Origin of the sequence: Streptomyces sp. NRRL S-455, from assembly GCF_000717875.1 — a bacterium.
Taxonomy (GTDB): domain Bacteria; phylum Actinomycetota; class Actinomycetes; order Streptomycetales; family Streptomycetaceae; genus Streptomyces.
This window is the reverse complement of record NZ_JOCT01000011.1, coordinates 179,899-196,408: the sequence shown is the minus strand read 5'-3', so window position 1 is coordinate 196,408 and position 16,510 is coordinate 179,899. Positions and strand designations below refer to the sequence as shown.

The window sequence follows — 16,510 nt, the reverse complement described above, 5'->3', positions numbered from 1 at the left end:
GAGGCGCGAAGTCGCTCCGGGTGGTCGTGCCGGAAAGACCGAGAAGAGGTGTGTCGGATTGTGGTCGGCTGTGTCTTCTTTTGTGAAGCCGAGTTTCCGGAACGTTATGCCGAGGCTTCGAACCGTTGCAGATCGCCCGGAAGACGCGAGCCCAGCGGCGCCATGTCGCCGTCGGCGCCGTGACGCGCCAGCAGGTCCAGGGCGAGCCGGCCGCGCCGTACCCGTTCCTTGGCGGTGGCCAGGGTCAGGTCCCGCATGTGGTGCCCGTACGGGTAGATCCCGGGCGCCTTCGAGAGGCCGAACTTCAGGTAGAGCGGTGCCCCGCGTCTGATCAGCTCGGCGACCTCGTACATCCGCACGTACCCGCCGAGGTCGTCGGGGGCCTCGATGTACATGTCCATGGGAGCGCCGGAAACCCGGCGGATCTCGGTGAGATGATCGAGCGTCAGGTCGCTCGGCACGTTGACCGAGTCGGCGCCCAGACGCTCGTATACCGCGTAACTCGCCGGGTTCACCGGCCCGATGAGAGCCGACACCTTCAGCGTGGTGTCGGCCGGGATGATGCCGGCCACACGCGCCCTGTGCAGGGTCCACAGCACGCCCTCGTCGGCGACGAGCAGGCACTTGACGCCCAACTCCGTCGCCCGCACGGCGTCTTCGACGCATCCGGCGACGGCGTCGTGTCCCCGGGCGCGCAGTCCGGCCCCCCGCGAGTCGGAGCGCGTCGAGCCGCCGATGTCCCAGGTGCCGCGCGGGCCGGTGAACAGGCAGAGCTCGATGTCGCGTTCGGCCGTCGACTCGACCATCTCGGTGATCTCGGCGTCGGTCAGCATCCACACGCCGCTGCCCTGGCTGATCCGGTGGATCGGCACGTCCAGCCGTGAGGCCTCCTTCAGCACCACCGCCAGCGCCTCGGGACCCTCGCACGAGGGGATCTCGGTGCGCCAGCGGCCGCCCCCGGGGAAGGAGTGCGGTGAGGCGTCGGCGGGGTCGAGGGCGGGCGCGCTCAGGCCCAGCGTGGTGAGCGCCTGCTCACCGGGCCTGCGGGCTGCCGTGGCGGAAGCGTCGGTCACAGGAATGTCCTTCGGTTCGGTATTTCGGACGAGGTTCGCGGCTCTGGGTAGCGGAAGGCGAGGTGGTGTACGCCGGTACGGGAGCCGTCAGGTTGCCCCCGTACCGGCGTACGTCTAGGGGCGGAGCAACACCTTGCCCACCTTCGGGTCACCGGCTCCCACCAGCTCGATGGCCTGCGAGAACTCGGAGAGCGGCAGCTCGTGCGTCACCAGCGGCAGCGGGTCGAGCAGACCGGCGGCGAACACCCGCACCGTGTGCGACCAGGCGTCCGGCGGAGCACCGAAGACGGTGTGCACCTCCAGCTGCTTCACCACGAGGTCGGTCGGGTCCAGACCGTCGGCGCCGGGCGCCGGGATGCCGGTCAGGACCAGACGGCCGCCTCGCCGGAGCAGGCCGGCGGAGACCTGGGCCGCGTCCGCGGACCCGGCCGTCTCGATCACCACGTCGAAGTCGTCCGGGAGATCCTGGTCCTTGGTCAGGAAGTCCGTGGCACCGTACTGTCGCGACAGCGCCTCACGGTCCCGGCGGGTGCCGACGACCAGCAGCTCCGCCGGCGAGTTCGCCTTCAGGAACTGCACGGCGAACATGCCGAGCGTGCCGGTGCCGACCACCGCCACCCGCTCGCCCGGCCGCGCGTTCGCCTTCAGCGCCGCGGCCGCGATGCAGGCGGCGGGCTCCAGGAGGGCCGCGGCCGTGAGGTCGCAGTCGTCCGGGAGGGTGTGCAGGAGACGGGCCGGGAGCGTCAGCGTGGTCGCCATCGCGCCCGGCTGGGTGAACCCGGTCTCCTCGTAACCGGCCGTGCACAGGGTCGTGTCGCCCGCGTGGCAGCGGTCGCAGACCTGGCAGTTGCGGAAGCCCTCACCGACGACCTTGCGGCCGACGAGGGAGCCGGGGACACCGGCGCCCACGGCCTCCACCGTCCCGGACCACTCGTGGCCCGGGGTGAGCGGATAGCGCACGTACCCCTCGGGGCGGTTGCCCTGGTAGACCTCGCGGTCGCTGCCGCAGATGCCGGAGGCGTGGACGCGGACCAGCGCCTCGCCGGCCTCGGGCTGCCGGGGCCGGTGCGGGACGAGGCGGTGCTCGCCCGGGGCGTCGATCACTACCGCGGTGCTCACGTCGCTCCTCGTGTTTTCGAAGCTTTCGGGGCTTCCGAAGCCTTCGGAGGCCGGGCGGTCACTGCGTGCCCTTCGGCTTGCGCTGTTCCCAGCCCTCCGCCCAGAGGTCGAAGCGGGCCTGCTGCTGGGGGAACTCGGCGGCCGCGTCGACGTCCAGCTCGACACCGAGACCCGGTGCGTCGGAGAGGTGGAAGCAGCCGTCCTCCGGGTTCACCTGCGGCGCACCCTTGACGACCTTCTTGATCTCCGCGTCCGCGAAGTCGTTGAAGTGCTCGAGGATCTTGAAGTTCGGGGAGGTGAAGCCGACCTGGAGGGAGGCGGCGGTCAGGACCGAGCCGCCCACGTTGTGGGGAGCCACCAGCATGTAGTGGGTCTCCGCCGTCGCCGCGAGCTTCCTGGTCTCCCAGATTCCACCGATATGGCCGACGTCCGGCTGGATGATGTCCACGGCCTGGCTCTCGAACAGCTCGCGGAACTCGATCCGGTCGTGGATGCGCTCGCCGGTGGCGACCGGCATGTCGACCTTGGCGGCCACCTTCTCCAGCGCCTTGAGGTTCTCCGGCGGGACCGGCTCCTCCAGCCACGCCGGATTGAAGGGCGCGAGCTCCTTGGCCAGGCGTACGGCCGTGGCGGGGGAGAAGCGGCCGTGCATCTCCAGCATCAGCTCGGCCTCGGGGCCGATGGCGTCCCGGACCGCCTCGATCAGGGAGACGGCGTACAGGGTCTGCTGGTGGTCGAGCTCGAAGTGGCCGGTGCCGAAGGGGTCGATCTTGAGCGCCCGGTAGCCGCGCTCCATCACGCCCTGGGCGGCCTTGTGGTACGCCTCCGGAGTCCGCTCGGTGGTGTACCAGCCGTTGGCGTACGCCTTGACCTTGTCGGTGACCTTGCCGCCGAGCAGCTGCCAGACGGGGACGCCGAGGGCCTTGCCCTTGATGTCCCAGCAGGCCATCTCGATCACGGCGATACCGGACATCACGATCTCGCCGGCGCGACCGTAGTCGCCGTACTTCATCCGCTTGACGAGGTCCTCGACAGCGAAGGGGTCCGAGCCGAGAATGTGGTTGGCCTCGGCCTCCCTCAGGTAACCGAGAAGGGCGTCGGTGTGTCCCAGCATCCGCGTCTCGCCGACTCCGGTGATCCCCTCGTCGGTGTGCACCTGGACGTAGGTCAGGTTGCGCCACGGCGTCCCGACCACGTGTGTGCTGATTCCGGTGATGCGCACGGCGGTTGTCCCTCGCAGCTTCGTCGGCTCAGTTCCGTCAGTGTTCCGTCTGTGTACCATCGAGTCTGTTCGATATTTCGGCACACGTTCGAAATGCTGGCGTGACAGTAAGGACGGGGTGGTGGGGGTGTCAATGGGTCGCGCACATAACGGTTTCGACAGTTTCGAAACCACGGTGGCGACCGTGTCCCTACAGAACCTTCACGGCAGGATCTAGGAACGTTACCGAGGGGGAACTTAATCTTCCCGCGTCATGGACTACTGCGACCCGTGCCGACGGCACCTCAACGGCGCGCTGGCCTGCCCCGGGTGTGGCACCTCAGCGGAATCGCTGCGCTGGCGTGAGCCGGAGTACGGCGGGTACGACGCTGCCCCGTCCGGGGGTGAGGGTGAGGTGCCTCGGAGGTCGGACGTGGCTGAAGAGCCGGAAGAGCCGGAAGAGCCGGAAGGGCCGGACGGGCCTGGCGGCGAGTACGACGGGGACGGCGATGACGGTGACGACGAGCCGTCGGGGCGTGGCGCCCGGCGGCGTGGACGCCGGCGCGGTCCGGCCGTCGATGCCCCGGGCGGGGCGAGTCGGCGGGACCGGAAGGCGGCGGCGCACCGTCGGCGGCGGCGTCGGACCCTGTTGGTCGCGGCGGGGTTCGTGCTGGCGGCGGGCGGGCTGAGCCTCGCGGAACTCGGGATGGACGCGCCCAGGTCGACACCGAAGCCGGCGGCTGAGGGAGAGCCGGTGGACGGCGACGCGTCGCCGGAGACGGATCCTCCGGAGGGGGGCGGGGCGTCGAAGTCCGTGTCTCCTCCGGTGTCTGACTCTCCGTCGGCTTCTGCCTCCCCGAAACCGGAGAAGTCGAAGGACGCGAAAGGCGCGAACGACGACGACCTCGGAACGGCGCGATGGGGTCGGAGACCAATTGACTGTCCGTTGACGCGCCAACCAGCTGCGGGCGGACACCCCCCGACACGTCCCCTTCCGTGCGTTGGCGGCTGCCGCTGCGGGCAGTCGTGCCGCTGGGGGCGGCACGGGTGGGCGCAGCGGCACCCCGCCACGCCGGGCTGCGCAACGCCCCGGCCCCAGCACCAACCCCGAGTACCTGGCAAGGCACGCTGCTCAGGACCCCAGCATCCCCCGCAACGCATCGCGCAGGGCGACCCTCTCTCCCTCGGACAGCCCGGCTAGCGGCTCCCGGGCGAACCGCAACGACTCCCGCAGCCCCCGGGCCACCCGCCGCCCTTCCGCCGTCGTCGCCGCCACCTTGACCCTCCGGTCCGCAGGATCCGGTCGTCGCTCCACCAGGCCCCGCGCCTCCAGCCGGTCCACGATCCCGGTCACGTTCGACGGCTCGCACTTCAGCCGCTTCGCAAGCCTCCGCATCGGCAGCGGCTCAAGGCACAGCAGGCTCAGCAACCGCGCCTGCGCGCCCGTCAGCGCATGCTCCGCCGCCGCCTCCTCGTAGTCCTCGTGGAACCGCGCCACGACCTCCCCGATGAGTTCGACGACCTCGAGGGTCAGGGGGTCGGGGTGGGTGTTCGGGCGGGTCGGTGTGGTGGAGGCCATGGGATCGAGGGTACCCGGTTATTTGACAACCTGAAATTTTCAGGAGCATGGTTGTTTCAGGTACTGAAGTATTGCATCGAGTCAGTGAGGACAGGCGCACCATGACCGACACTCCCAACCTCCCCGCCGTCAGCCGCGAGTGGCACCTGGCGAGCCGCCCCGTCGGCTGGCCGAAGCCCGAGGACTTCGCCTTCGTCGAGGCGGAGGTTCCGCAGCCGGGTGAGGGGCAGGTCCTCGTGCGGAACAAGTACCTCTCCGTGGATCCGTACATGCGCGGCCGGATGAGTGCCGCGAAGTCCTACGTCGCACCGTTCGAGCTCGGCAAGGTCATGCAGGGCGGTGCGGTCGGCGAGGTCGTGGCCTCCAACGCGGAGGGGCTGGCCGTCGGGGATCACGTACTGCACTTCTTCGGCTGGCGCGAGTACGCCGTCGTGGCCGCGAAGAACGCCGTGAAGGTGGACGCCGACGCCGCGCCGCTGTCGGCGTACCTCGGTGTGCTCGGCATGACCGGCCTCACCGCCTACGCCGGTCTGCTGCGCACCGCCGCCTTCAAGGAGGGCGACGCCGTGTTCGTGTCCGGTGCGGCCGGCGCCGTGGGCGGGCAGGTCGGGCAGATCGCCCGGCTGAAGGGCGCCTCGCGGGTCATCGGGTCCGCCGGGTCGGCGGAGAAGGTGAAGCTCCTCGTGGAGGAGTACGGCTTCGACGCCGCCTTCAACTACAAGGACGGGCCCGTGAGCGAGCAGCTGCGCGCCGCCGCCCCGGACGGGATCGACGTCTACTTCGACAACGTCGGCGGAGACCACCTGGAAGCCGCCATCGGCTCCCTCAACGAGGGCGGACGGATCGCCGTCTGCGGGATGATCTCCGTCTACAACAACACCGAGCCCGCCCCGGGCCCGAGGAACCTCGCCCGCCTCATCCAGACGCGCGGCCGCATCGAGGGCTTCCTGGTCGGGGACCACTACGACCTGCAGCCGCAGTTCGTGCGGGAGGTCGCCCCCTGGGTCGCCTCCGGTGAGCTGAAGTACCGGGAGACCGTCGTCGAGGGCATCGAGAACAACCTCGAGGCGTTCCTGGGCGTGCTGCGCGGCGACAACACCGGGAAGATGATCGTCAAGCTCTGACGCCTTTGCGCGTCGTCGGCCGAGCAGGACGGGGGCCGCACTCCTGGACATGGGGTGCGGCCTCTTCGCGCATGGGGCAGGGTCAGAAGGCGAGCGCCGCTCTGTGGACCGCCCGCGCCAGCCGGTCGTTCTCCGGGGCCGCCCCGCCGGGGAAGGCGAACCGGCGGCGCGTGTAGCCGTACGCGAGGCCCGTCCACGGGTCCGCGAATCCCTGCGAGCCGCTCGCCCCGCTGTGTCCGATCGTCCCGGCGCCGAGGAACGGGTGCCACGTGTCAGCCGTCGTCTGGAAGCCCAGGCCGAACGACTTGTGGGCACGTGCCACCAGGTCGTAGCCGACCGAGTGGAACTGGCCGAACTCCGCGACCGTGTCCGGCTTGAGCAGCGGCGCCTGCTGGCCCACCTCGCTGATCGCCGCCGCGTACATCCCGGCCAGACCGCGCGCGGACGCGACCCCGCCCACCGACGCCGGGCCCTTGGCGCGCACCAGCGGCATGTTCGGGAGCGAGGCGAGGTCGGTCGGCTCGGGCGCGTTGCGGTTGAAGGCGATCGAGGCGAGGGTGTGCGGGCCGTCCGGGAGCGCGTCGAGGGCCGCCTGCTCCTCCGGGGACGGGACCATGGGCTGCGTGGGGCGGAAGCGGGGTTCGTCGGAGGCGGGCAGGCCGAGGTGGAGGTCCAGACCGTACGGCGTCCTGATCCGTTCCTGGTAGACGTCCTGGAGGGTGCGGCCCGTGGCGCGGCGGACGACCTCGCCGACCAGGGCCCCGCTGACCAGCGCGTGATAGCCGAACGCCGTGCCCGGGCGCCAGAACGGCCGCTGGTCGGCGAGACGTTCGGCGAGCGCCCGGTCGTCGGCCAGCTCGGCGAGGGTGAAGCCGGTGTCCGTGCCGACCACTCCTGCCCGGTGCGCGAGCAGGTCACGCAGGAGCAGGGCGCCCTTGCCCTCGGCCGCGAACTCCGGCCAGTAGTACGTCACCTTGCGGTCCAGTTCGAGCGTGCCGTCCTGGACCAGGAGGGCCACGACCAGGTAGGCGGCGCCCTTGGTGGAGGAGAACACACCGTAGAGGGCGTTCGCGTCGGTCCCGGCCCACAGGTCGACGACCTTGCGGCCGTGGACATAGGCGCACAGCTGGCCCTCGTAGTCGGGCCGCTCCCCGGCCACGAACGCGGCGAACTCCTCGCGCACCCCCTCGAAACCGTCCGCTGTGGTGCCGTGGATCTCCTGCGTCATCCGCTCTCCTCAACTGAACCGCTGACCTTCGGGTGGTCCCGGAGAGTGCCGGGGCCGTGCCTTCTCCGGGGCTTCGTGAGCTCTTCGGGCCGTTCTGAGATCGGTACGGCGTGGCGTACCTGTTCGACTCAACGGCCCTGTAGGGAGGTGTTCCGGCCTACCCCGATAGGGTTTTCCCATGCGCGATCTCGGGGTGGGTTTCCGGTACCTGCTGAAGGGCCAGCGATGGGTGGCCCGGCACGGCAAGCAGTACGGCTTCGGCCTGCTGCCGGGCCTGATCACCCTCGTCCTGTACGCGGCGGCGCTCGTCGCACTGGCGTGGTGGGGCGAGGACGCCGTGGCCTGGGCGACACCGTTCGCCGACGACTGGTCGAGCCCGTGGCTGGGGCTCTTCCGCGGCTTCCTGACCGCCGTGCTGTTCGCCCTGGCGCTGCTCCTCGCGGTCGTGACGTTCACCGCGGTGACGCTGCTGATCGGGCAGCCCTTCTACGAGAACCTCTCCGAGAAGGTCGACCGGGACGTCTCCCCGGACGGCCACGCCCCCGAGTCGGGCCTCTCGCTCGGGCGTGAACTGTGGATCTCCGCCCGGGACAGCCTCCGGATCGTGGTCCGCGCCGCCCTGTGGGGCGTGCTGCTGTTCGCGTGCGGCTTCATCCCCGTCGTCGGGCAGACGGTCGTGCCGGTGATCGGGTTCTTCGTCACCGGGTTCTTCCTCACCGAGGAACTGACGGCCGTCGCCCTCCAGCGCCGCAGCGTCGAACTGCGCACCCGCCTCGGCCTGCTGCGCGCCCGCAAGACCCTGGTCTGGGGCTTCGGCACGCCCCTGGCCGTGGCCTTCCTGGTGCCGTTCGTCGCGGTGTTCCTGATGCCGGGGGCGGTCGCGGGCGCCACCCTCATGGCGCGGGACCTGCTGGGCGAGGAGGTCCGGGAGGGTGGCGAGGAGGGCGACGGGTCTGTCACCGCTGCTCCGCAGCCACCTTCAGGATGGCCCGCACCTGGGCGATGATGTCCAGCCTGTTCCGCACGAACTCCGGGTCGGTGACCTGAGTGGTGTTCCCCGGGCCGAACTGCAGGACGGGCGTGTGCACATGCCCGCCCGGCAGGCGGTCGTGCAGCCCCAGCCGGTCCCGCAGCAGCGTCGCCCGGTAGGCGATCTCGTTGGAGAGGTAGTCCCCGCCGCCGCCCGCGCGGGCGGTCGAGCCGGGGGTCGGCCCGTCCGGGCGGACGACGGGCTCGGTGCCGCCCGCCGGGATCTCGGTGACGCTCGTGTTGTCGTACACGGGGAAGCGGCCGGTGTCCGCGGCGACGATCGCCCGGTACGGCAGTGTGGTCGTCGTCCACTGGGGCTGTGAGGCGGGGTCGGTGACCGGGACGGTCTCGGTGCGGCCGACGTTCTCGTTGTCACCGAAGCCGCCCCGCCAGGCCCCGTTGGTGCGCTCGATGTCGAACCGCCCGACGCGGCCCTGGCTCACGGTCGTGAACATATCGACGCTCTTGAGATGGGGCCGCAGGGTCCGCTCCACCGTCCCGTCCGTGAAGTCCCGCCAGCGCACCGGGAACACGGCCGTCTCGACCCGCGCCGGGCCGTCCGCGGTCTCGACGACCGTGCCGTCGAGGGCGAGCGCGGTGGCGCCGGACGGGTTGGAGATGCGGATGTCCCGGTCCAGGGTGAACGGGTCGAAGCCGGTGAGCAGGATCCGCTTCAGGCCCTTGCCGTGGGGGTGGCGGATGGAGGTCTGGCCGCGCGAGGTGCGCTCCAGCTCGTCCAGCAGCGCGTCCCGCTGCCCGTCCGTCAGGCCGAAATCCGGCTCCCACGTGCGCACTTCACGTGTCATGCCGAGCCGTGCCCAGTACAGCGGCCGGTCGTCGTCCCGGCTGATGTCCCCGCCGGCCGGTCCGCGCCCCTGCGCCCGGTCCACCGCTCGCCGCCACAACCGCGACCCCTCCTGGGCGACGATCCGGCGGGCCTGCGCGTAGGAACGGGCCGTATCGAGCGCCCGGACCAGGCGCGGGGCCGCGGTGTCGAATCCGGAGCGGCGCAGGATCTCCCGTGGAACGTCCCTGTCGAGCCGTTGCTCCTCGACGGTGGGGGAGGGGGCGGCCGTCCCGGCGGCGCCGGCGGTCGTCGGGGTGGTGAGGCCGGTCAGCAGGGCGAGACCGAGGACGCCGAGGCGAACGTGTAGGGAGTTCAAGGAAGTTCGGGCCTTCCGTCGTGATGGGGGCGACTGTCACGTGCCGGACGGCCGCAGTATCGCGTGACGGAAGTGGCCTACGCCATGGGGTGAGATCAGGCGGTGACGGTGGTAGTGGCAGCGGCGGGCGGTGGCCTGGTGACGGCGGCGACAGCGGACCAGTTCAGCGCGTGGCCGGTGTGCCGCAGGTGCGTCGGTGTGGGGTGGCCAGTTGCCAGGAGTCGCCGGATTTCCGCCACGGTGAGCGGTGCGAGGGCGTCGGAACCGTTTCTGCCGCCCCCCTTTCGGTCCCCGCGGCGGCCGCCATCGCGGCGAGGAAGGCGTGGGCGGGCATGGCCAGGGTGTCTTTCTGGTGTGGTCTGTGCCTGCCGGGGGCGGTCGCGAAGATGCTGCTCCGCCCCCGACTCCAGCGGTGATTTAAATAGGGTGAGCGGTTCGCAGGGAACCGTCCTCGTTGAGGATCACCCGAATAGCCGTCGAAATCCCGCCACCGTCATTCTCGGAGAGCCTTCCGACCGTCTTGCCGGGGCCGAAATTGTATTCGTACACCGTACCGTCACGACCTGGGTCGTCATTCCTGCGAGCCGTTCCGTTTCCTACTGCTTCCTGAATGCGCTTCTTCAGGTTGTTGCCCTTAGAGGTTGTCTCACGTGGCGGGTTTCGCGAGCTTCTTGCGGCAACTCAGGGCAGTCGCCATGGCCAGGCTTCGGCTCTTCCGGTCGTTGCGGTCCACGTACGGGATCTTGAGGCCGCGAGTACTCCATGGCAGGCTCATGCCGCATGATCGATGAATTCGCCAAGGACACCCTGCACGGGAGACTGCGGCGGGACCGCAAGGCGCTGCTCTGGAAGCTCGACGGCCTGTCCGAATACGACGCCCGCCGACCATTGACAGCGACCGGAACCAACCTCCTCGGCCTGGTAAAACACGTGGCCAGCGTTGAGGCCAGGTACTTCGGCGAGGTCTTCGACCGCCCTTCCCCGGAACCGCTGCCTCGGTGGCAGGACCATGACGGCAGCGATCTCTGGGCGACTGCGGACGAGACCCGCGATCAGATTATCGAGTCCTACCGGCGCACGTGGGAACACTCAGACGCGACGATCAACGAGCTTCCCCTCGACGCCCCCGGCCACGTGCCGTGGTGGCCGGAGCCTTATTCCAACACGAACCTGTTCGCCATCCTGGTCCACGTCCTCGGCGAGACCAACCGGCATGCCGGGCACGCCGACATTCTGCGCGAAGGCGTCGATGGCCGAACCGGGATGCGGCCCGAACACGAGATGCAGATCGATGAGGAAGCCCGCGACGCCTACTGCGCGAAGATCGAGCAGGTCGCCAGATTGGCCGCGTCGGTCGAGGCATAGAAGGCTGTGCCACGTGACTTGATGTTCGAGCGGCATGATGCCGACCGTGAGTGTTGATCTGTCGAAGCGTCTGGGTCCTGATGAGCTCTGGGAGCTGGTCGCCCCGTTACTGCCGACGTTCGCGGCTCGCCCACAAGGTGGCGGGACCGCTCCGCGTGACGAGCGGGCCGTGTTCACCGCAGTGGTGTACGTGCTGACCAGCGGCTGTGCCTGGCGGCATCTGCCGCCGACTTTCGGCACTTCCTCCGCCACCGCGCATCGCCGCTTCACGGTATGGACCGGGGTCGGCCTGTGGCGTCGGCTGCATCGCGCGTTGCTGGACGAACTCGGAGCCCGGGGCGAGGTGGACTGGACTTCGGCGATCGTCGACGCGGCCTCCGTTCGCGCCAAAAGGGGGGATCTCTGACGGGGCCGAACCCGGTCGATCGCGGCAAGAAGGGCAGCAAGCTGCACGTGCTGTCCGATGCCCAGGGCGTCCCGCTCGCCGTTGCCGTGTCAGGTGCGAACATGCACGACAGTCTCGCCCTCAAGCCGCTCATGCTCGGCATCCCGGCCGTCCGGTCCCGCAGGGGTCCACGGCGGCCCCGGCCCATCAAACTCCGTGCGGACAAGGCGTACTTCTCCGCCGAACACCTCAGCTGGCTGCGCGTGCGTGGGCTCGTCGCGCGCATCGCGCGGCCAGGCATCGAGTCCGGCGAACGCCTTCGTCGGCACCGCTGGAAGATCGAGCGGTCGATTGCTTGGCTCTTCGGTTACCGCCGCCTGACCGTCCGATACGAACGAAAGGGCTCGCACTTCCTCGCCTTCCTCGGCCTGGCTGCTGCCCTGACCTGCTACAAGAAGCTCGCGAAACTTGCCACGTGAGACGCCCTCTTAGCCTCGAAGTTCGTGACGGTCCGCCGACGCGCCGGCAGCGGCCTGGAGTGCGACGAGTACCCCTTCGCCTCGACCAAGGAAGGGTCGACCAAGGGCGACAACCGCTTCTCCGTCCGGCTGATCGACGGCAAGGACAACCGCAAGGGCGGAGAGCGCCTCAACGAGATGTACACCCTCAACCGCGTCCTGGACGACGACCCCTTCTACGTGAAGATCACCAACTAGCAGGAAGACACCACTGACCATGGCGCTTCTCGCCGAACACAACGTCACCGCCGCCCCCGGCCGCCGCGTGCTGGAGGTCTACGACGCGGACGCCTACCTCGGTGACGAAGCAGCCCTGGATGCCGCAGAGACACAGGTGGTGGCCGGCAACGGCTACCACCTGTACCTCCTCAGCCTGCAACCGGACATGGAGGTCCAGATGACGATCCGTATCTGGGACTCCCCACCCGTTCCGCCCGCCGAAGCCGAAGGCCACACCGACGTCAGCCTGGAATCCGAAACAGGCATCCTGGTCATCGGTCAACTCGACCGCGGACCCGCCGACGAGATCACCCTGCCCCGCCCCGGCGTCTACGAGGGCCACGCCTGGTGGCAGAACCGCCAAGCGGCAGCCGACTACTACAACACCCTCGACCAGCTCACCGACGACTCCCCCGAAGACCAGCTCACCGAAGCCTGGAACAGTTGCCCCGTCACCGAACGCTACGTCCTCGACCTGGCTTACACACGGGAACCCGAACCCATCGATGACGGTGATCAATAGAAGGGGCTCTTCTGCGGCGCCCTCGCGTACGTTCAGAGGTCGGCAGACACCGACAACGGGAGTGTCCGTCGTCACCGACTCCGGACGGCGTGGCCGTTCTTGCTGTGCTCGGCTTCGTCCCGCGCACACTCGGCGAGCACCGTGGCCGTGGTCACCACGCCGGGCAAAGTGGCGGCTACCACTGCTACGGGATCGGCGCCGAGACTGGTCAGGTCAAACCACTCGCCGGTCACTCGCTGCTCCCAGAACACGCTGTGCAAGTAACTCTCGTGGTCGCCCTCGGCGGCCCTAGGTTAACGAACTTCCCCTCGAAAACTCCCTTGCTAGGGCCGTATTCCGGTCCGCTCGTGCGGTGTCGGTTCAGTACGTGTTGCCATCCATCGTAACCAGCGCTTTCCTGCTGCCACTTCACGATGGGACGCGTCTTCGCGGCCTTCGCGACGTCCGCGACCCGCTCCAGGCCCTTCAGCTGTCCGGCAGCTTGATGAAGTCACCTACGATCGGGATGAACCCGATGATGCCCAGGCCTCTTCCAGTTCCGCCGACCAGACATCGGGCCGCACATCGTCTTGCGCGACAAACACAACGGCCCGTCGCACCCGAGGTCCCGAACTCCCGCCCCCTGACGAGGCGTCATCCGAGTGCACTCCGAAACAGGGCTCTGACCAGCGGCGATAGCGAACTGCGACTGGAGTACTAGCCGGCGCTCGGCCGGGGGCTCTCGCCCAGCAGGGTCAGGAAGTCCCGGAACGCCGACGCCATGTCCACCGACTCCGGATCCAGCAGCCACTGGTACTGCAGGCCGTCCAGGATCGCCACGAGCAGGGGTGCGGCGCGCTCGGGGGTGAGGCCGCTCGGCAGGTGGTCGCCGTACTCGGCGCGCAGTACCTCGGTCATGCCGGCGCGGACGGCGACGTAGCGCTCGGTGAAGTAGGCGCGCGCCGGATGGCCCTCCGTGACGCTCTCGCCGAGCAGCGCCGAGAAGGTCTGGATGATGGCCGGCCGCATCGCGTTGTACTCGACCAGCGAGGCCAGCAGGTCGAGACGGAGCCGGCCGGCCGGCATCGCGTCCCAGCGGTCCCGCTCCTCGAGGACCGCCACCAACAGCGCCTCCTTCGTCGGGAAGTGGTGCAGCAGCCCCTGCTGGGTGAGCCCCACCCGCTCGGCGACCGCGGCCAGACTCGCCCCCCGGTAGCCGCGCTCGGCGATCACCTCCAGAGCGGCACGCACGATCTCCGCGCGCCGTTCCTCGCTTCTGGCCCTGGCCGTCATGGCGCCACCGTACGACATGCCGAACGCCCCATTGTCACGAGAAAATAACGAAACCTACCGCATCACAAGCCAGCGGGGCACGATGGTGACATCCAGCGGCTTTCGACGTGGAGGTGCCGACGTGGCGGAAACAGCGGAAGTGCGGCGCGAGGCGGCGGTCGAGGCGGCCCTCGGCAAACTGGATCTGGACGCCAAGGCGCGGCTGCTGGCCGGCCAGGACCTGTGGAGCCTGCCCGCGCTGCCGGAGGCGGGACTGGCCTCGCTGGTCATGTCCGACGGACCCATCGGCGTCCGCGGGGTGCACTGGAGCGCCGACGACCCGTCCGTCGCCCTGCCCTCACCGACCGCGCTGGCCGCCACCTGGGACCCGCGGCTCGCCCACCGGGCCGGGGTGCTGCTCGCCCAGGAAGCCCGCCGCAAGGGTGTCCACGTCCTGCTCGCCCCCACGGTCAACCTGCACCGCTCCCCGCTCGGCGGCCGCCACTTCGAGGCCTACAGCGAGGACCCGTACCTGACCGGGCGGATCGGCACGGAGTACGTCCGGGGCGTCCAGTCCGGCGGCGTCGGCACCACCGTCAAGCACTTCGTCGCCAACGACGCCGAGACCGACCGCCTCACCGTGAACAACCTCGTGAGCGAACGCGCCCTGCGCGAGCTGTACCTGGCCCCCTTCGAGGCGATCGTCGAGAACGCCCACCCCTGGGGCCTCATGACCGCCTACAACACGGTCAACGGCACGACGATGACCGAGCACCACTACCTGGTCAACGAGGTCCTGCGCGGCGAGTGGGGCTTCGACGGGATCAACGTCTCCGACTGGACCGCCGCCCGCTCCACCACCGGCGCCCTCACCGGCGGCCTCGACATCGCCATGCCCGGCCCGCGGACCGTCTACGGCGAGGCCCTCGCCCGGGCCGTACGGGACGGAGAGGCCGACGAGGCCCAGGTCGACGAGGCCGTCCGCCGCGTCCTGCGCCTCGCCGCCCGGGTCGGCGTCCTGGAGGGCGCCGACCCGGCCGTCACGGACCTGCCCGCGACCGTCGACGGCGAGGAACTCGCCCGCGAGATCGCCCACCGCTCCTTCGTCCTGGTCCGCAACGAGAACGCCGCGCTGCCGCTGAAGCCCGGCAGCGTCGCCCTCATCGGAGCCGCCGCCCGCGACGCCCGCGTGCTCGGCGGCGGTTCCGCCACCGTCTTCCCGGCCCGGACCGTCTCCCCGCTCGACGGCCTCACCGCGGCCCTCCCCGACGGCAGCCTGACCTACGCGCTCGGCGCCGACCCCAACACCGAACTCCCCGTCGCCGACCAGGGCTTCGAGCTGCGCGCCGTCTGCCGCGACAGCGCCGGCACCGTCATCGGCACCCGCTCGGCCCCCAGCGGTCACATCCAGTGGATGGGAGACGACCTGCCCGACGGCGTCACCCATGACGTCCTGGAAACCGTCGAGTTGACCGGCACCTTCACCCCACGCGAGACGGGCACGCACACCTTCGGCATCAAGGGCCTCGGACCGTTCCGGCTGACCGTCGCGGGCACCACGTACTTCGACGACGTCCAGCGCCCCGAGGGAGACGACCCCTTCGCGGCGTTCTTCGGGGAGCCGGTGCCGCACGCCCGGGTCGGCCTCACCGCGGGCGAACCGGTCGAGGTCTCCCTCACCTACCGGGTCCCGCCGCCCGGCGACCATCCCATGCGCGTCATCGGCTTCACCCTCGCCCACCAGGACCCGCAGCGCGACCCCGACGAGCTGATCGCCGAGGCCGCCGCGGCCGCCCGGGCCGCCGACACGGCCGTCGTCGTGGTCGCCACCACCGACCGCGTCGAGTCGGAGGGCTTCGACCGCACGGACCTGCGCCTGCCCGGCCGCCAGGACGACCTGGTCCGTGCCGTGGCCGCCGCCAACCCCCGCACCGTCGTGGTCGTCAACTCCGGCTCCCCGGTGGAACTGCCCTGGCGTGACGACGTCGCCGCCGTGCTCCTGACCTGGTTCCCCGGCCAGGAAGGCGGCGCCGCCCTCGCGGACGTGCTCACCGGCGCCCGCGAGCCCGGCGGCCGGCTGCCCACCACCTGGGGCTCCCTGACTGACGTCCCGGTCACCCAGGTCGTCCCCGAGAACGGCGAACTCCCCTACGAGGAAGGTGTCTTCATCGGCTACCGCGCCTGGGAGCAGCAGGGCCGCACCCCCGCCTACCCGTTCGGCCACGGCCTCGGCTACACCGACTGGGCCTACGAGTCGGTCGAGGTCGACGCGTCCGCCGAGGGCACCACCACGAAGGTCCGCCTCCGCAACACCGGCGACCGCCCCGGCCACGAGGTCGTCCAGCTCTACCTCGCCCCGAGCGAGCCCGACCCCGCCCGCCCGGCCCGCTGGCTGGCCGGTTTCGCGGGCGTCGACGCCGGCCCCGGCGAGAGCACCGAGGTGACCGTGGAACTGCCGCGCCGCGCCTTCGAGATCTGGGACGAGACGACCATGTCGTGGTCGTTTGTGAAGGGTTCGTACGAGATCCAGGTGGGGCGCTCGATCACGGACCGCAGGATCACCGCGACGATTAACGTCTGATCCGGGACAGGTTCCCCAGCGAGCAGCCCCGGTCCGGGACCTGACCCCTGGACCGGGGCTCGTCCGTCCTCTGATCTTCTGGATCCCCGATGCGCTGGACCCGCGCCCACCTGCACGCCACCGCAAGCCGGCTACGTCCCTGAGCGGACCGG

15 protein-coding genes and 1 pseudogene are annotated in these 16,510 nt (G+C 70.2%); 8 read left to right on the top strand and 8 right to left on the bottom strand.

What is annotated here, in order from left to right; genetic code table 11:
• Positions 1-104: 104 nt before the first annotated feature.
• From IE97_RS0115715 to IE97_RS0115705, 3 genes are all read right to left on the bottom strand, one after another.
• The gene (locus tag IE97_RS0115715; RefSeq protein ID WP_030239089.1) at positions 105-1,073 is read right to left on the bottom strand and encodes a hypothetical protein; all 969 of its coding nucleotides are present in this window, start codon (positions 1,071-1,073) and stop codon (positions 105-107) included.
• Between the two features lie 114 nt (positions 1,074-1,187).
• Positions 1,188-2,192 carry a zinc-dependent alcohol dehydrogenase gene (locus IE97_RS0115710; RefSeq protein ID WP_030239086.1) on the bottom strand — a complete coding sequence of 335 codons (1,005 nt, stop codon included), beginning with the start codon at positions 2,190-2,192 and terminating at the stop codon, positions 1,188-1,190.
• 58 nt (positions 2,193-2,250) lie between these two features.
• A complete protein-coding gene (locus IE97_RS0115705) occupies positions 2,251-3,414 on the bottom strand; it encodes a mandelate racemase/muconate lactonizing enzyme family protein (protein ID WP_030239082.1) in 1,164 nt (387 codons plus the stop codon).
• Between the two features lie 253 nt (positions 3,415-3,667).
• On the opposite strand from IE97_RS0115705, the gene IE97_RS43775 reads away from it, so the two are divergent.
• The gene (locus tag IE97_RS43775; protein WP_420706089.1) at positions 3,668-4,594 is read left to right on the top strand and encodes an SCO2400 family protein; all 927 of its coding nucleotides are present in this window, start codon (positions 3,668-3,670) and stop codon (positions 4,592-4,594) included.
• Here IE97_RS43775 and IE97_RS0115695 read toward each other — a convergent pair.
• Positions 4,526-4,972, bottom strand: a complete 447-nt coding sequence (locus tag IE97_RS0115695; RefSeq protein WP_030239074.1) for a MarR family winged helix-turn-helix transcriptional regulator — start codon at positions 4,970-4,972, stop codon at positions 4,526-4,528. The two genes, IE97_RS43775 and IE97_RS0115695, sit on opposite strands and share 69 nt — an antisense overlap.
• Before the next feature lie 101 nt (positions 4,973-5,073).
• On the opposite strand from IE97_RS0115695, the gene IE97_RS0115690 reads away from it, so the two are divergent.
• Complete coding sequence (locus IE97_RS0115690) at positions 5,074-6,096, top strand: NADP-dependent oxidoreductase (RefSeq protein WP_030239071.1); 1,023 nt, start codon at positions 5,074-5,076, stop codon at positions 6,094-6,096.
• Between the two features lie 82 nt (positions 6,097-6,178).
• Here IE97_RS0115690 and IE97_RS0115685 read toward each other — a convergent pair whose 3' ends face one another.
• Entirely contained in the window at positions 6,179-7,324 is a 1,146-nt protein-coding gene (locus tag IE97_RS0115685; protein WP_030239067.1) for an EstA family serine hydrolase, read from the bottom strand.
• Between the two features lie 178 nt (positions 7,325-7,502).
• On the opposite strand from IE97_RS0115685, the gene IE97_RS0115680 reads away from it, so the two are divergent.
• The gene (locus tag IE97_RS0115680) at positions 7,503-8,330 is read left to right on the top strand and encodes an EI24 domain-containing protein (protein ID WP_030239064.1); all 828 of its coding nucleotides are present in this window, start codon (positions 7,503-7,505) and stop codon (positions 8,328-8,330) included.
• On the opposite strand, the gene IE97_RS0115675 is transcribed toward IE97_RS0115680, so the two are convergent.
• Positions 8,281-9,516, bottom strand: coding sequence for a hypothetical protein (locus tag IE97_RS0115675; RefSeq protein ID WP_030239060.1), 1,236 nt, complete (start codon positions 9,514-9,516; stop codon positions 8,281-8,283). The genes IE97_RS0115680 and IE97_RS0115675 overlap by 50 nt on opposite strands.
• A gap of 163 nt (positions 9,517-9,679) precedes the next feature.
• Positions 9,680-9,859: pseudogene (locus IE97_RS43770) on the bottom strand (IS701 family transposase); the annotation flags it as partial.
• Between the two features lie 437 nt (positions 9,860-10,296).
• On the opposite strand from IE97_RS43770, the gene IE97_RS0115665 reads away from it, so the two are divergent.
• From IE97_RS0115665 to IE97_RS0115645, 4 genes are all read left to right on the top strand, one after another.
• Entirely contained in the window at positions 10,297-10,881 is a 585-nt protein-coding gene (locus tag IE97_RS0115665) for a DinB family protein (protein ID WP_030239053.1), read from the top strand.
• Between the two features lie 37 nt (positions 10,882-10,918).
• Positions 10,919-11,745 (top strand): IS5 family transposase gene (locus IE97_RS40310; protein WP_234310751.1). Its coding sequence is split into 2 segments (ribosomal slippage): positions 10,919-11,275 and positions 11,278-11,745, totalling 825 coding nucleotides; the frame shifts between segments, so codons are not numbered across the junction.
• Positions 11,746-11,769: 24 nt separating this feature from the next.
• Positions 11,770-11,982: a NucA/NucB deoxyribonuclease domain-containing protein gene (locus IE97_RS0115650; protein ID WP_030239045.1), complete on the top strand. Its 213-nt coding sequence runs from the start codon at positions 11,770-11,772 to the stop codon at positions 11,980-11,982.
• A 19-nt stretch (positions 11,983-12,001) separates the two neighbouring features.
• Positions 12,002-12,526, top strand: coding sequence for a hypothetical protein (locus IE97_RS0115645; protein ID WP_030239041.1), 525 nt, complete (start codon positions 12,002-12,004; stop codon positions 12,524-12,526).
• A 696-nt stretch (positions 12,527-13,222) separates the two neighbouring features.
• Here the strand turns inward: IE97_RS0115645 and IE97_RS0115635 are convergent.
• A complete protein-coding gene (locus IE97_RS0115635; RefSeq protein ID WP_030239035.1) occupies positions 13,223-13,816 on the bottom strand; it encodes a TetR/AcrR family transcriptional regulator in 594 nt (197 codons plus the stop codon).
• Between the two features lie 64 nt (positions 13,817-13,880).
• Here IE97_RS0115635 and IE97_RS0115630 point away from each other — a divergent pair, with 64 nt between their 5' ends.
• Positions 13,881-16,358, top strand: coding sequence for a glycoside hydrolase family 3 protein (locus IE97_RS0115630; RefSeq protein ID WP_051704997.1), 2,478 nt, complete (start codon positions 13,881-13,883; stop codon positions 16,356-16,358).
• Positions 16,359-16,510: the final 152 nt, after the last annotated feature.